At 71.7% G+C, this 13,731-nt stretch carries 18 protein-coding genes; 8 read left to right on the top strand and 10 right to left on the bottom strand.

Annotation, left to right across the window (positions count from 1 at the left end; genetic code table 11):
• Nucleotides 1-50 precede the first annotated feature (50 nt).
• Nucleotides 51-1,448, bottom strand: coding sequence for a glycine--tRNA ligase (locus tag MMF94_RS17450; RefSeq protein WP_241037870.1), 1,398 nt, complete (start codon nucleotides 1,446-1,448; stop codon nucleotides 51-53).
• A 264-nt stretch (nucleotides 1,449-1,712) separates the two neighbouring features.
• A complete protein-coding gene (locus MMF94_RS17445; RefSeq protein WP_241037869.1) occupies nucleotides 1,713-2,036 on the bottom strand; it encodes an antibiotic biosynthesis monooxygenase family protein in 324 nt (107 codons plus the stop codon).
• A gap of 97 nt (nucleotides 2,037-2,133) precedes the next feature.
• Between MMF94_RS17445 and MMF94_RS17440 the strand changes: the two genes are divergently transcribed.
• From MMF94_RS17440 to MMF94_RS17430, 3 genes are all read left to right on the top strand, one after another.
• The gene (locus MMF94_RS17440; protein ID WP_241037868.1) at nucleotides 2,134-2,559 is read left to right on the top strand and encodes an ArsR/SmtB family transcription factor; all 426 of its coding nucleotides are present in this window, start codon (nucleotides 2,134-2,136) and stop codon (nucleotides 2,557-2,559) included.
• On the top strand, nucleotides 2,556-2,978 hold the full coding sequence (locus tag MMF94_RS17435) for a Fur family transcriptional regulator (RefSeq protein WP_241037867.1): 423 nt from the start codon (nucleotides 2,556-2,558) through the stop codon (nucleotides 2,976-2,978). The genes MMF94_RS17440 and MMF94_RS17435 overlap by 4 nt, the downstream gene beginning before the upstream one ends.
• A gap of 74 nt (nucleotides 2,979-3,052) precedes the next feature.
• Nucleotides 3,053-3,664, top strand: a complete 612-nt coding sequence (locus tag MMF94_RS17430) for a hypothetical protein (RefSeq protein WP_241037866.1) — start codon at nucleotides 3,053-3,055, stop codon at nucleotides 3,662-3,664.
• A 52-nt stretch (nucleotides 3,665-3,716) separates the two neighbouring features.
• Here MMF94_RS17430 and MMF94_RS17425 read toward each other — a convergent pair whose 3' ends face one another.
• Both MMF94_RS17425 and MMF94_RS17420 read right to left on the bottom strand, forming a co-directional pair.
• On the bottom strand, nucleotides 3,717-4,115 hold the full coding sequence (locus MMF94_RS17425) for a hypothetical protein (protein WP_241037886.1): 399 nt from the start codon (nucleotides 4,113-4,115) through the stop codon (nucleotides 3,717-3,719).
• Nucleotides 4,116-4,135: 20 nt separating this feature from the next.
• Complete coding sequence (locus tag MMF94_RS17420; protein ID WP_241037864.1) at nucleotides 4,136-4,921, bottom strand: isoprenyl transferase; 786 nt, start codon at nucleotides 4,919-4,921, stop codon at nucleotides 4,136-4,138.
• 97 nt (nucleotides 4,922-5,018) lie between these two features.
• Between MMF94_RS17420 and MMF94_RS17415 the strand changes: the two genes are divergently transcribed.
• From MMF94_RS17415 to MMF94_RS17400, 4 genes are all read left to right on the top strand, one after another.
• On the top strand, nucleotides 5,019-5,777 hold the full coding sequence (locus tag MMF94_RS17415; RefSeq protein WP_241037862.1) for a DedA family protein: 759 nt from the start codon (nucleotides 5,019-5,021) through the stop codon (nucleotides 5,775-5,777).
• A 10-nt stretch (nucleotides 5,778-5,787) separates the two neighbouring features.
• Complete coding sequence (locus MMF94_RS17410; protein ID WP_241037861.1) at nucleotides 5,788-6,966, top strand: sensor histidine kinase; 1,179 nt, start codon at nucleotides 5,788-5,790, stop codon at nucleotides 6,964-6,966.
• Between the two features lie 2 nt (nucleotides 6,967-6,968).
• The gene (locus MMF94_RS17405) at nucleotides 6,969-7,613 is read left to right on the top strand and encodes a response regulator (RefSeq protein ID WP_241037884.1); all 645 of its coding nucleotides are present in this window, start codon (nucleotides 6,969-6,971) and stop codon (nucleotides 7,611-7,613) included.
• A 115-nt stretch (nucleotides 7,614-7,728) separates the two neighbouring features.
• The gene (locus MMF94_RS17400) at nucleotides 7,729-7,965 is read left to right on the top strand and encodes a FitA-like ribbon-helix-helix domain-containing protein (protein WP_241037860.1); all 237 of its coding nucleotides are present in this window, start codon (nucleotides 7,729-7,731) and stop codon (nucleotides 7,963-7,965) included.
• An 80-nt stretch (nucleotides 7,966-8,045) separates the two neighbouring features.
• Here the strand turns inward: MMF94_RS17400 and MMF94_RS17395 are convergent, their stop codons facing one another.
• The 4 genes from MMF94_RS17395 to MMF94_RS17380 form a co-directional block, all read right to left on the bottom strand.
• Complete coding sequence (locus tag MMF94_RS17395) at nucleotides 8,046-8,441, bottom strand: hypothetical protein (protein ID WP_241037859.1); 396 nt, start codon at nucleotides 8,439-8,441, stop codon at nucleotides 8,046-8,048.
• A 79-nt stretch (nucleotides 8,442-8,520) separates the two neighbouring features.
• Nucleotides 8,521-9,324, bottom strand: a complete 804-nt coding sequence (gene recO / locus MMF94_RS17390; RefSeq protein WP_241037858.1) for a DNA repair protein RecO — start codon at nucleotides 9,322-9,324, stop codon at nucleotides 8,521-8,523.
• An 18-nt stretch (nucleotides 9,325-9,342) separates the two neighbouring features.
• Nucleotides 9,343-10,152 carry an ABC transporter permease gene (locus tag MMF94_RS17385; RefSeq protein WP_241037857.1) on the bottom strand — a complete coding sequence of 270 codons (810 nt, stop codon included), beginning with the start codon at nucleotides 10,150-10,152 and terminating at the stop codon, nucleotides 9,343-9,345.
• The gene (locus MMF94_RS17380; protein WP_241037856.1) at nucleotides 10,149-11,105 is read right to left on the bottom strand and encodes an ATP-binding cassette domain-containing protein; all 957 of its coding nucleotides are present in this window, start codon (nucleotides 11,103-11,105) and stop codon (nucleotides 10,149-10,151) included. Before MMF94_RS17380 ends, MMF94_RS17385 begins: the two co-directional genes overlap by 4 nt.
• Nucleotides 11,106-11,181: 76 nt before the next feature.
• On the opposite strand from MMF94_RS17380, the gene MMF94_RS17375 reads away from it, so the two are divergent.
• On the top strand, nucleotides 11,182-11,868 hold the full coding sequence (locus tag MMF94_RS17375; protein ID WP_241037855.1) for a TetR/AcrR family transcriptional regulator: 687 nt from the start codon (nucleotides 11,182-11,184) through the stop codon (nucleotides 11,866-11,868).
• A 3-nt stretch (nucleotides 11,869-11,871) separates the two neighbouring features.
• Here the strand turns inward: MMF94_RS17375 and MMF94_RS17370 are convergent, their stop codons facing one another.
• Nucleotides 11,872-12,474, bottom strand: coding sequence for a response regulator transcription factor (locus MMF94_RS17370; RefSeq protein WP_277398752.1), 603 nt, complete (start codon nucleotides 12,472-12,474; stop codon nucleotides 11,872-11,874).
• 10 nt (nucleotides 12,475-12,484) lie between these two features.
• Nucleotides 12,485-13,630 (bottom strand): sensor histidine kinase, encoded by a 1,146-nt coding sequence (locus MMF94_RS17365; RefSeq protein ID WP_241037853.1) that lies wholly within the window; start codon nucleotides 13,628-13,630, stop codon nucleotides 12,485-12,487.
• Between the last annotated feature and the right edge of the window lie 101 nt (nucleotides 13,631-13,731).

Raw genomic sequence — 13,731 nt, 5'->3', positions numbered from 1 at the left:
CGCCCGTCCGATGGATCCGGACGGGCGCGCCGCTCGTGCAGAGGGTTGGGTCAGCAGCCCAGCAGGCGGGCGGCCAGGTAGCTCTCGACCTGGTCCAGGGCCACCCGCTCCTGCCCCATCGAGTCGCGCTCTCGGATGGTGACGGCCTGGTCGGTGAGGGTGTCGAAGTCGACGGTGATGCAGAACGGTGTGCCGATCTCGTCCTGGCGGCGGTAGCGGCGACCGATCGCGCCGGCGTCGTCGAACTCGACGTTCCAGTGCTTGCGCAGCACCGCGGCCAGATCGCGGGCCTTGGGCGACAGCTCGGCGTTGCGCGAGAGCGGCAGCACCGCGGCCTTGACGGGCGCGAGCCGCCGGTCCAGCCGCAGCACCACCCGCTTGTCGACGCCACCCTTGGCGTTGGGCGCCTCGTCCTCGGTGTAGGCCTCGACGAGGAACGCCATCATCGAACGCCCGACGCCTGCTGCCGGCTCGATCACGTACGGCCGGTACCGCGTGCCCGACGCCTGGTCGTAGAACGACAGGTCGACGCCGGAGTGGTTGGAGTGCGTGGTGAGGTCGAAGTCGGTGCGGTTGGCGATGCCTTCGAGCTCGCCCCACTCCGAGCCGGTGAAGCCGAACCGGTACTCGATGTCGACGGTGCGCTTCGAGTAGTGGGAGAGCTTCTCCTTGGGGTGCTCGTACTGGCGCAGGTTCTCGGGGGAGATGCCGAGGTCGACGTACCAGTTGGTGCGCTCGTCGATCCAGTACTGGTGCAGCTTCTCGTCGGTGCCCGGCTCGACGAAGTACTCCATCTCCATCTGCTCGAACTCGCGCGTACGGAAGATGAAGTTGCCGGGCGTGATCTCGTTGCGGAAGCTCTTGCCCATCTGGCCGATGCCGAACGGCGGCTTCTTCCGCGACGTCGTCTGCACGTTGAGGAAGTTGACGAAGATGCCCTGCGCCGTCTCGGGGCGCAGGTAGTGCAGGCCTTCCTCGGACTCCACCGGGCCGAGGTAGGTCTTGAGCATCATGTTGAAGTCGCGCGGCTCGGTGTACTGGCCGCGCGTGCCGCAGTTGGGGCAGGGCACGTCGGAGAGGTCGTCCTCGGAGACCTCCTTGCCCGTGCGCTCGGCGTACTCCTCGGCCAGCTGGTCGGCGCGGAACCGGCGGTGGCAGCTCAGACACTCCACCAGCGGATCGGTGAAGACGCCGACGTGGCCGGAGGCCACCCAGACCTCGCGCGGGAGGATCACGGAGCTGTCGAGGCCCACGACGTCGTCGCGGCCGGTGACCATGCTCCTCCACCACTGCCGCTTGATGTTCTCCTTGAGCTCGACGCCCAGGGGCCCGTAGTCCCAGGCCGACCGCGTACCGCCGTAGATCTCACCCGACGCGAAGACGAATCCGCGCCGTTTCGCGAGCGCGACGATGGTGTCGATCTTGGCGGAGCTCGGCTTGCTGGCCACGGGGCTGTACTCCTGGGCGGGGCGACGGAGGAACGAACCTTCAGGGTAGCGACCGAGCCCGAGCGGGTTTCCGCGCCGTCGTCGCAGACGGCTGATCGTCGTCGCAGAAGCCTCGGCTGCTGCGCGAAAGGCCGAGGCTCTGCGAGGACGCCTCAGCCGTGGGCGAACGCGCGGCGGATGCGGTCCGGCACCGGCCCTCGCAGACACGCCGTGCTCCTCGCAGGGGCCCGGGCGTCTGCGACGAGCCCGCTGCGTCTGCGAGGACTACGACAGGAGGCTTTCGTGCTCCTGGGTCTTTCCCTTCTGTGCCGTCAGGAGGGTCTCGAAGGTCGACGGGGTGTCCGTCAGCGCCTCCGCGAGCAGGGGAATCACGTGCTCCCGCACCTCGAACGGGGAGAGTGCGCGGCGGTAGGCGTCCACTGAGACGAATCGGACTGCCAGCACCCAGTGGTGAGGCTCGTCGACCGAACGGCCCAGCTCCCCGCCGAGGCAGCCGTCGGCCGATGTGAGCAGCTCCAATGCCCGGCGGGCACGCGCGAGGAACGCAGGTGCGGGAGAATCGGCGACGAACCGGCAGACGAGCAGCACGAACGGAGCATGCCACCACACGCCTACGATGGAGGTGCGGCCGCCGGAGAGCTGGACCACCGGGGGGCGTGGCCGCCGCTTCCGGGGATGGGGACCAATGTCGATCGTCGCTGGTGCCGGGCGGGCAAACGCGTCCACGGGGGAGGCCGCGTACGCCCAGGTCGACGACCAGACGGCAGCGAACACTACGACTCATACCACCGCGCACCGCACCGCGGCCCCCGCGCCCGTCCGCACCCCCCGAACACTCGCGGAGGCCGGCGACCTGCTGCGCGCGCTCGCCGCACCGGTGCGGATCGCGATCGTGCTCCAGCTGTTGGAGTCCAACCGGTGCGTGCACGATCTCGTGGACGCGCTCGGGGTCACACAACCGCTGATCAGCCAGCACCTGCGGGTACTCAAGTCGGCGGGTGTGGTCCGGGGCGATCGGCAGGGCCGCGAGGTGGTCTACTCGCTGGTCGACGACCACCTCGCCCACATCGTCGTGGACGCGGTGGCTCACGTGGAGGAGGGGGTCCGATGAGTACGACGGGGCAGGCGCCCACGACACGGGCGCTACGGGCGACGCGGCAGCGGGCCGCTGTGTCCGCGCTGCTCGACCGGCTCGACGACTTCCGCTCGGCCCAGGAGATCCACGAGGAGCTCCGCAGGCTCGGCGAGGGCATCGGGCTCACCACCGTCTACCGCACGCTCCAGACGCTCGCCGACGGTGGCGAGGTCGACGTCCTGCGCACCGGCACGGGCGAGGCCGTGTATCGCCGATGCGACACCGCTGATCACCACCACCACCTGGTGTGCCGCCGCTGCGGCCACACGGTGGAGATCGAGGGTCCCGACGTGGAGAGCTGGGCACAGCGGGTGGCCGAGACCCACGGGTTCGTCGAGCTCAGCCACACGGCGGAGATCTTCGGCCTCTGCAAGGACTGCGGCGCCGCGCGCTGACGTCCGTCTCAGAACGACACATCCGCCACGCCCCGCGGCCGCTAGCGTCCGCAGCGGAACGCGAGGAGGCGCTCATGGCGGACGACGTGGCGGGTAGCAACGGGGCGGCCACGGCCACCGCACCGAGCACCGTGCGGAGGCTGGACGGTTCCGAGCCCGCGGAGCTGGCGGGCCTCGCGGCGGTGTTCGAGGATCTCCAGTACGTGCTGCGCTGCTGCGAGCACCTGGTCAGCGTGCTGGCGCCCCCGCAGCCGGACCCCGCCCTCGTCGAGGCACTGTGGACGGGCGCCCTGATCGGCTACGTCCGCTGCTTCTCCGGGCGGGCGGGCGTCCTGTCCGACGCCGATCTCGGCCTGCTCGAACTCGACGGCGACGTCCGCGAGTTCCACGGGATGATCAAGAAGCTCCGGGACCACTACGCCTCACGGCACGTCAACCCGCGCGAGTCGTTCACGATCGGCGCGGCGCAGGGCGACGACGGCAGGCCCACCGGTGTCGCGGTGGTCTCGGCGCCGCGCCCCCTCGTGGACGACACGACGGTGCGCCTGCTCGGCCGCGTGGCCTACGCCCTCAGTGCGCTGGTGGACAGCAAGATGCAGGAGACCCAGACGCGAGTACTGGCAACAGCCGGAAAGCTATCGCCGCAGAAGCTCAACAGCCTCCCGCTGGTCCACCTCTCCACGTAAGCCCGCAGCACTGTGGAGCCGTAGCGCTCCGGAGACACCCGGACAGGCAGCCCTACGGCTCCACACTGCTCTGCTCGCTCGTGAGCTCCGCTCGCATGCTCGATGCGCTGCTCACCACCAGCATCAGCAGCGTGCCCATCGCCTTCTCGTCGAGTCCGCTCGCCGGGAAGGCGTAGCGCAAGGTCACATCCCAGCCGTTCTGGCCGCGGATCACCCGCGGGGTGCCGAAGAGTCCCTCTCCTGCGCCGAGCGCGACGCGCGTGGGCACGTCCGACTCCACCGGCAGGTCCCAGGCCACCACGCACGTGAGGTTGAGGACCGGCAGGCCTTCCTCCAGTTCCAGCCCTTGCAGAGCGCAGACGACCCCGCCGTGGGCGAAGGTGAGTGCGCCGTCGTCGTCGGTGGTGACGTCGTGGAAGCGCTCCAGCGCCTGCCGTGCGATGCCGAGCATCTCGGGGATCGAGCGGCCGCTCACGACGCCGCTCCCGGCTTGTCGAGCGCCCCGCCGAAGCGGCGGTCGCGGCGTGCGTAGATCTCGATCGCCTCCCAGAGATGGCGGCGGTCGAAGTCGGGGAAGAGGGTGTCGAGGAAGACCATCTCCGCGTAGGCCGACTGCCAGAGCAGGAAGTTCGACGTGCGCTGCTCGCCCGACGAGCGCACGAACAGGTCGACGTCCGGCATATCCGGCTCGTCGAGGTAGCGGGCGATCGTGCGCTCGTCGATCTTGTCCGGGCGGATCCGGCCGTCGACGGCGAGCTGCGCGACCTTCCGTACGGCATCGGCGATCTCGGCGCGCCCGCCGTAGTTGACGCACATGGTGAGCGTCAGGACGTCGTTGTGCCTCGTCTTCTCCTCGGCGATCTCCAGCTCCTTGATCACCGAACGCCACAGCCGGGGCCGCCGTCCCGCCCACCGGACCCGGACGCCCATCGCGTCCATCTCGTCGACGCGGCGGCGGATGACGTCGCGGTTGAAGCCCATGAGGAACCGCACCTCGTCGGGGCTGCGCTTCCAGTTCTCCGTGGAGAAGGCGTAGGCGGAGAGCCAGCGGACGCCGATGTCGATCGCTCCACGGGCGACGTCCATGAGCGAGGCCTCGCCGCGCCGGTGCCCTTCGATGCGGGGCAACCCCCGGGCGTTGGCCCAGCGGCCGTTGCCGTCCATGACGAGCGCGACGTGGTTCGGAACCAGCTCACGGGGGATGGCGGGGGGCCGTGCGCCCGACGGATGCGGTGGCGGGGGCTGGAAACGTGCCATGGCTGGCCACCCTACGGAGGGGGGTGAGGGCGACCGCAGGGTGCATCCGGCGAGCGCCCCAGTTCCGGGCGGAACGGACTTTCCTACCATCATCGGCATGGTCTCCCCTCCTGAGCTCGATGGCGTGGTGGGCTGGGTCGTCGCCCTGATGGACGCCCTCGGCGCTCCCGGCGTCGGACTCGCCATCGCCCTAGAGAACGTGTTCCCCCCGCTCCCCAGCGAGGTCTTCCTCCCGCTCGCAGGTTTCGCCGCGGCCCGTGGCGAGATGAGCGTCGTCGCCGCGATCGTGTGGACCACGCTCGGCTCGCTCGTCGGGGCGCTGGCGCTGTACGGGATCGGCGCCGCGCTCGGCCGGGACCGGCTGCGCGCGGTCGTCGATCGCATGCCGCTCGTGAACCTGCGTGACGTCGACAAGGCGGAGGAGTGGTTCGCCCGGCACGGCAACAAGGCCGTGTTCCTCGGCCGGATGGTGCCGCTGGTGCGCAGCCTCATCTCGGTGCCGGCGGGCGTCGAGCGGATGAACCCGCTCCTGTTCGCCGGGCTCACAACGGCCGGCAGCCTGATCTGGAACACCGCGTTCGTGATGGCCGGCTACACCCTCGGGGAGAACTGGCACATCGTCGAGCAGTACGCGGGAATCGCCTCGAAGGTGGTGCTCGTGGCGATCGTGCTGGCTGTGGCCATCTTCGTCGCGAAGCGGGTCGCCCGGCGCAAGCAGGACGTCGAGGAGGTCCCCCTCTCCGAGAGCCCCACCGAGCAGATCCCGGTGATCGACGCCGTCGCCGTCACCGAGCGGATCCCCGCCGTTCGTCCCGGACCGGTCGGGCCGCCGATGCGGCGTGGCCCCCACCAGTAGCCTCCCGATCGTGGGGACGATCAGGCGGGCCGCCCGGATGGGCGCCGGGCTCGCCCTCTGTGCCCTGACGGCCGCCGCTCACGTACTTCTCCTGCTGCCGGCCGCGATCGCCCTGCTCGTCCCCGCCGCCCGGCTGTCCGTGGCCGCAGTGGCGAGCCGCCTGGCCGGCGTCGAGCGCTCCCGCGTAACGACATGGCTCGGCGGGGTCGGCGCGGCGACCGCCGCACCGTCGGCCCCGCGGGCGCTGCGCTACCTGGGCGCCCGGTTGCCCGTGGCCTTCCTGGGCGGGATCGTGATCGCCCTGCTCGTCGGGGGCACGGGGTTCGCGATCACGCTCCTGTGGTCCTGGATCAGCGGCACACCGTGGGTCCTGGACGGGCCACCTGCCGCCGTGGTCACCGGCGAGATCGTCCTCTACTACGCCGCTTCCGGGGTGGTGCTGCTCTACCTCGGCATCGCCGGGGCGGCGGTCGCCGTCCGGTGGGAGCGGGCGCTGCTCGCCCGGCTGCTCGCGCCGTCGCGGGAGGAGCAGCTCACCCGGCGCGTCGTCGAACTGGCGAGCACCCGCGATGCCGTCGTCGCCGCCGTCGACGACGAGCGCAGGCGCATCGAGCGCGACCTCCACGACGGCGTGCAGCAGCGGCTCGTCGCCCTCGGCATGCTGCTCGGCAGGGCGCGCCGCCACCCCGACCGCGCCGCCGAACTCGTTGCGCAGGCGCACGAGGAGGCGCAGCGGGCCCTCGTCGAACTGCGGGACGTCTCGTGGCGGGTCTATCCGGCGGCGCTGGACACCGAGGGTCTTGGCGCCGCCCTCGAGTCCGTGGCCGAACGGGCGCCGCTCCCGGTGCGGATCACCTGCACGCTCGCGACCGAGCCTCCCGCCGCCGTACGGGCCGCCGCATGGTTCGTCGCCTGCGAGGCCGTCACCAACGCGGCGAAGCACTCCGGAGCCACGGCCGTGACGATCGAGGTGGGGACCATGGCCTCCGCGCTGCACGTCAGCATCCGCGACGACGGGTGCGGCGGCGCCGACCCCGCGGGCATCGGCCTGGCCGGCCTGGCGCGCCGGGTGGCCGCCGTCGACGGCGAGCTGACGGTGGAGAGCCCGCCCGGCGCCGGCACGCTGATCGCGGCGCACCTGCCCGTCGTCGAGCCCGCGCACGCGGTGCTCCCCGGAAGGACCGCATGAGCCTGCGCGTCACCATCGCCGAGGATTCGGCCCTTCTTCGTGAAGGGCTCGTCCGGCTGCTCGCCGACGAAGGGCACGAGGTCGTGGCCGCGGTCGGGGACGCCCGCGCGCTCCTCGGCGCCGTCGAGAAGGACCGTCCCGACGTCGTGGTCGCCGACGTCCGGATGCCGCCGACGCACAGCGACGAGGGGATCGTCGCGGCGCTGGAGATCCGCCGACGCTGGCCGGCCGTCGGGGTGCTGGTGCTCTCCCAGTACGTGGAGAGGCGGCACGCCGCGCAGCTCATCGGCGACGAGGGAGCGAAGGTCGGCTACCTGCTCAAGGACCGGGTGGCCCAGGTCGGCGAGTTCCTCGACGCGCTCGAACGCGTCGGCGCGGGCGGGGCGGCGTTCGACCCGGAGGTGGTGCGCCAACTGCTCGCCCGCGGCACCCGTGCCGACCCGCTCGCCCGCCTCACCCCCCGCGAGCGTGACGTCCTCGACGCCATGGCCGAAGGGCTGACGAACGCCGGTGCGGCGGAGCGGCTGCGCATGTCCGTGAGTGCCGTGGAGAAGCACGTGGCGTCGATCTTCGGGAAGCTCGGGATCGCCGAGGCGGCGGGGTACAGCAGGCGGGTGCTGGCGATCCTGCGCTACCTGGGCTCCTGATGCAGCACACCCCCTCACCATCAGCGGGGTGTGCACCAGGGGTACGCGACGCCGACAACGCCGTGCGCCTCTATGAGCTCCCGGCGGCCTGATCGCGTGCGGCTAGATTGCATGCGTGACCGCGATCACCGTCCGCAACGTCCCCGAGCACGTCCGGCGCGAGCTGGCCGCGCGAGCGGAGCGCAGCGGGCAGTCGCTGCAGGAATACCTGCTCGCAGCGCTCGCTGAGCTGGCCACCACACCCCGTCCGGACGACTGGTGGGCCCAGGTTCGGGAACGTGCACGGACCTACCGCGGCTCGGCATCGTCGGATGACATTGTCGAGGCCCTGCGCAACGTCCGTGGCGAGTGAGCCACCCCGAGGCCCTCTCGCTGATCTCACCAGCGACGAGCCCTCTCGGCACGATGCGGAGAGGGGCGGTTCGTCCGCTGTCAGCCTGCTGACTTCGTCAGCTGTGACACCCGCTGTGGGGACACGCCGAGTACTGCCGCGACGTCTCCGCCGGTGAGGCCGACCCTCTCTTTGAGGTGATGGGCAAGCGCGCTCCAGCGCCTCGCCGCATCCTTCTGCGCCTGCTCGGCCTCCCGTGTCGCACTTCGCGCCTGCTCGACCTCGGCAGCCACGCCGGCGCCGAGATCCGGGCGGATGTCGAACTCGAAGCTGCCAGGATCGGCGTCGTACAGCAGTGCGAGGTAGTCACGCACCATGCGGTCGGCACCGGCGATGGTGCGTGACTGGGTAGCGCCGACCTCAGCGCCGTCAGCATCGACGATGTGGAGCTCCCAGCCACGCGCCCATCGCTTCGCCTGGACTGTGTAGGTGCTCACTGCAACCACCCTTCCGGCAGGCAGGCCAGCTGCTTGCCAATGCTCTGCACTACGCCCGAGTTGCTCGACGCCCCGCTCGTCACGCTCGACCGTCGGCCGCCACAGGCTCCGAGTCGGCGCTGCGGGTTCGTGACTCCGCCGGAGGCGTGAACGAACGTCGCTCCACCAGCGGCAACGACCTCAGCTGCCGCTCCATGTGCCACTGCAGGTGCGCGGCCACGAGCCCGCTGGTGTCGCGGCGGGTGGCCGGTGCGGCAGCGTCCGCGGTGTCCCAGTCGCCGTGCAACAGGGCATCGAGCAGCGCGAACGTCTCCCGCGACGGCATGACCGAGCCGGGTGGGCGGCAGCGCGGACACACGGCCCCACCGGCGGCGATGTTGAACGCCGTGTGCGGGCCGGGCTCGGCGCAGCGCGCGCAGTCGTTGATCGCGGGGGCCCATCCGGCGTGCGTCATCGCGCGCAGCAGGAACGCATCCAGCACGAGCGACGGGTCGCGCTCGCGGCCAGACAGGGCGCGGATCGCCCCCACCAGCAGCAGGTACACCCGCATCGCAGGCTCGCCCTCCTCTGCGACGAGCCGGTCGGCCGTCTCGAGGATGGCGCAGCCCGCTGTGTAGCGGGAGTAGTCGCCGACGATGCCCACGCCGAACGCGTCGACGGTCTCGGCCTGAGTGATGATGTCGAGCGAGCGGCCGGTGTAGCACTGCACGTCGACGTGGTTGAACGGCTCGAGCCGCGCGCCCCACCGCGACCTCGTGCGCCGAACCCCCTTGGCCACAGCGCGCACCTTGCCACGGCGGCGGGTGAGCAGCGTGACGATGCGGTCGGCCTCGCCGAGCTTCTGCACCCGCAGCACCAGGCCGGTGTCGCGGTAGAGGCTCACCGCGCAAGCCTACGGCGGTCAGGCGTGCGGCCGCGCGTACCGGGCCGTGCAGAGCGGCACGAACACCAGCAGGAGAAGCGCCGTCCAGCCCAGCGAGGCGACCACGGGATGCTCCAACGGCCACGCCCCGTTCGTCGGTGCCGTGGGGTTGCCGCAGAGCTCGCGGACGGCCGCCGCCAGCGCGCTGACCGGGTTCCAGTCGGCGATCGTCCGCAGCCAGGCCGGCATCCCTGCCGTCGGGACGAAGACGTTCGACAGCATCACCACGGGTAGGACGAGCGCCGACAGTTGCCCCGCCGTCTCCTCCTTCCCGATCAGCAACCCCAGGAACATGCCGATCCAGGTGGCCGCGAACTGGAACGCCACCAGCAGACCCAGCGCAGCGAGCGCCGGTGCGATCCCGGTCTGGATCCGCCAGCCGACCAGCAGGCCGCAGACGGCCATCAGCAGCAGGCAGAGCACCCCGTAGACCACGGTCGCCGCCGCCTGCCCGAACGGCACCGCGACCCGCGAGATCGGCATCGAGCGGAACCGGTCGACGACACCGCGGCCGCTGTCGCGCGCCATCGTGATCATCGACGGGATGATGTTGAACGCGGTGGTGGCGAACAGCCCGGGCACGAGGAACTCGCGGTAGTCGCCCGAGCCGGGCACGGCGATGGCGCTGCCGAAGATGTAGCCGAACACGAGCACGAGCACGACCGGTGCGGAGAGAGTGATGACGATCCCGGCCGGGTCGTGGCGCAGCTTCAAGAGCACACGCGCGGCAGCCGCGGCGCCGTCCACGGCCGGGCGGGAGCGGGTGGGGGCCATGGGGATGGTGCTCATGCCGCTGCCTCCTCCTGCCGGGACCGGCGGCCGACGAGGTGCAGGAACACCTCGTCGAGCGTCGGACGGCGGATGCCGACGTCGAGCACTGCCACGCCTGCCGCGTCGAGCATGCGCACGACGCTGGGCACGGTGACGGCCGCCGCGGCGACCGGTGCGCTGATCCGCAGGGACGCCTCGTCGATCTCCGGCTCGCCACGGGTGTACGCAGCGATCGCGGCCGCGGCGGCGGGCAGCTCGGCAGGAGCCTCGACCAGGACGTCGACGCGGACGCCGATCGAGTCCTTGAGGACGTCCGGGCTGCCGGTGGCGACCGCGCGTCCACCGTCGACGATCACGATGTCGTCGGCCAGCCGGTCGGCCTCCTCCAGGTACTGGGTGGTGAGCAGCACCGTGGTGCCGGCGGCCACCAGTTCGCGGACCGTCGTCCAGATCTCGGTGCGGCTGCCCGGGTCGAGACCGGTCGTCGGCTCGTCCAGGAACAGCACGGGCGGCGCGACGACCACGCTCGCGATCAGGTCGAGCCGTCTGGACATTCCGCCTGACCAGGTCTTGACCAGCCGATCGGCGGCGTCTGCGAGATCGAAGCGGTCCAGCAGCTCATCGGCGCGTTTCCGGGCGCCGCGGCGGCCGAGGTGCTGCATCCGGCCGAGGATCTCCAGGTTCTCGCGGCCGGTGAGATCGTCGTCCACGGCGGCGTGCTGCCCGGCGAGGCCGATCGAGGCGCGCACCGCCGCGGCGTCCCGCACGACGTCGTGGCCGAGCACCGCGGCGCGTCCGGCGTCGGGCACGGTGAGGGTGGCCAGCACGCGGATGGCCGTGGTCTTGCCTGCCCCGTTGGGCCCGAGCACGGCGCACACGCTGCCGCGAGCGACCTCGAGATCGAGCCCGTCGAGCGCCCGCACCGGGCCGTACGCCCGTACGAGGCCCTCTGCTACCACTGCAACTGTCATCAGTCCTCCCATACTGCAATCAGTGTTCGCAGTAGGAGGGTAACCGACTGGGTACACTGTTCGCAAAGGAGGCGCCATGGCCCGGAGCATCTGGCTGCGCCAGGAACGGTCAGGCCGGGGCCCCGCACCCGAGCACAGCAGGGCCCGGATCGCCGCGGCCGCGGTGGAGCTCGCCGACGAGGGCGGTCTCGACGCCGTCTCCATGAGGAAGGTCGCCGCGGCCATCGGTGCAGGCGCCGCATCGCTCTACCGCTACGTCGAGACGCGCGACGAGCTGCTGGAGCTCATGGCCGACGCCGCCGCCGGGGAGATCGACCTCTCCCGGCCCCCGTCGGGCGACTGGCGCGCCGACCTCATCGCGCTGGCCCACGGGCTCAGGGACGTCTACCGGCGCCACCCGTGGATGCTCGACATCTCTCCGGGGCGCGTCGCCCTCGGCCCGAACACCGTGGACGTCCTGGAGCACGCGCTGACCACGATGCAGGGTCTCGGCGCGCCGGCCAGGGCCAAGATGGAAGCCTTCGCCCTGCTCAACGGCTTCGTTGCGCTACTCGTGCGGACCGAGAAGGAGCTGGGCGGACGCACGACGGAATGGCACGAGGCGCAGGCGGAGTTCCTCGCCTCGGTGGTGACCGCCGGGCGGCACCCCCACCTCGCCGCGGCGTTCGCCGACCCGTCCCCTGCCCCACCCCGGGACACCGACATGCTCGACGGCGTACTGCCCCGGGTGCTGACCGGCCTGCTCGACACGGGCGGTGCGTGAGGGCTACAGCCAGCCACGCTCCTCCGCCGCACGGGCCGCCTCGATCCTGGTCCGCGTGCCGGTCTTGCGGATCGCCGAGGAGAGATGGTTGCGGACGGTGCCGCGGGACAGGAACAGCCTACCGGCGACGTCGCCCACCGGCGCCCCGCAGGCAGCGGCTCGCAGCACGTCACGCTCGCGGTCGGTCAGCGGGTTCTCCCCATCGCTGAGGGCGAGTGCGGCGAGACCCGGGTCCACCACCCGCTCCCCGCCGAGCACCCTGCGCAGCGCCCTGGCCAACTCGGTGGAGGGAGCGTCCTTGAGCAGGAAGCCGGACGCGCCCGCGCTCATGGCCCGGCGGAGATAACCCGCGCGTCCGAACGTCGTGAGCACGACGACGCGGCACCCGGGAAGCGCCGCGGTGAGCGCGGCCGTCGCCGTGAGACCGTTACCGCCTGGCATCTCGATGTCGAGCAGGGCGAGGTCCGGCTCGGTCGCTCGGGCGGCGGGAACCACGTCATCACCCCGCGCGACCTGAGCGACGACCTCCACATCGTCTTCGAGCTCCAACAGCGCCACCAGCGCACCGCGGACCATCGCCTGGTCCTCCGCGATCAGGATCCGCACCGTGCCGCCCTCATCTCGCCACCTCCGGTCCGGATCGGGCCCGCGGCACCCGCACCGCCAGCCGGAATCCGCCACCGGGAGCCGTCCCCGCTTCGAGCGCGCCCGACGCCGCCGTGATCCGCTCGGCGAGACCGTGCAGCCCGTTGCCTTCCGGCGCAGCGTCGTCGCACTGGCTCCCTGAGCCGTCGTCGAGCAGTTCCACTTCTGCCCCACCGTCGTCGGTGCGCAGCCGGATCGACGCCCTGCCTGCCCCCGAGTGCCGGACGATGTTGGTGGTGCCCTCACGGACGGTCCAGGCCAGCAGAGCATCCACGTCGGGCGGCAACGGAGGGCCGGGCTCGTCGATCTCCGCCGCTACGCCCGCTGCGGCGAGCGCGGACCGGGCACTGCGCAGCTCGGCGGCCAGGTCGACCGATCCTCGGTACCCGCTGACGGCGGCGCGGACCTCGGCCAGCGCCTCCCGGCTGACGGCCTCGATGTCGCGAACCTCGGCGCCCACACGCCCCAGGTCGCGGTCCAGCAGCCGTGTCGCCAGCTCGCTCTTCAGCGCGATCACAGAGAGGCTGTGGCCGAGCAGGTCGTGGAGATCGCGGGCGAAGCGGAGCCGCTCCTCGGCGACGGCGAGGCGAGCGAGCTCCGAACGCGCGCGGTCGAGCTCCCGGAAGGTATCGGCGACCCAGCCGAACGCCATGGCGTAGAACCCCACCACCACCGCATATCCGGCCTCCCATGCCACCACGAGCAGCCCGGCTGCCGACCACCACTGGCTCGCGCCGGCGAGCACGGCGACGAGCACGACCGCCACGACAGCGCGCGGGCGCCGGATGGCGGCACCGGTGACCTGGGCTGTGTAGATGAGCAGTGTCGCCCAGGTCGACCCCATGCTCAGGGCCATGGCGACCCCGACCAGCGCGCACGCGACGACCCGCGGCGTCGGGTCCGGCTCCCATGGCGACCGGAAGGGTCCGGTGAGGACGGTGGGGAGATACAGCGTCACGAACACACCGAGGCCGGTAGCGGCCGCCACGATCACGCCGGTGCTGTGCTCGCCGACGACCAGGTCGTAGATCGGATAGCCGAAGAACGGCAGGTTGATCACCACGGAGATCCGCCAGTACAGCCGGAGCCGGGAGGTGCCCTCGCGCTGCGCGCCCACGACCCGATGGTCGGGCACCGGCCGCGCGCGCGGAAGACCTGCGGGCGGGGACATGACAGGTGACACGGGTGGGCACACGACACGACGCACTTCCGGCGTCT

Origin of the sequence: Pseudonocardia alaniniphila, from assembly GCF_022524485.1 — a bacterium.
Lineage (GTDB): Bacteria > Actinomycetota > Actinomycetes > Mycobacteriales > Pseudonocardiaceae > Pseudonocardia > Pseudonocardia alaniniphila.
Note: the sequence above shows the minus strand (reverse complement) of the source record. Positions and strands in the feature narration are given on the sequence as shown.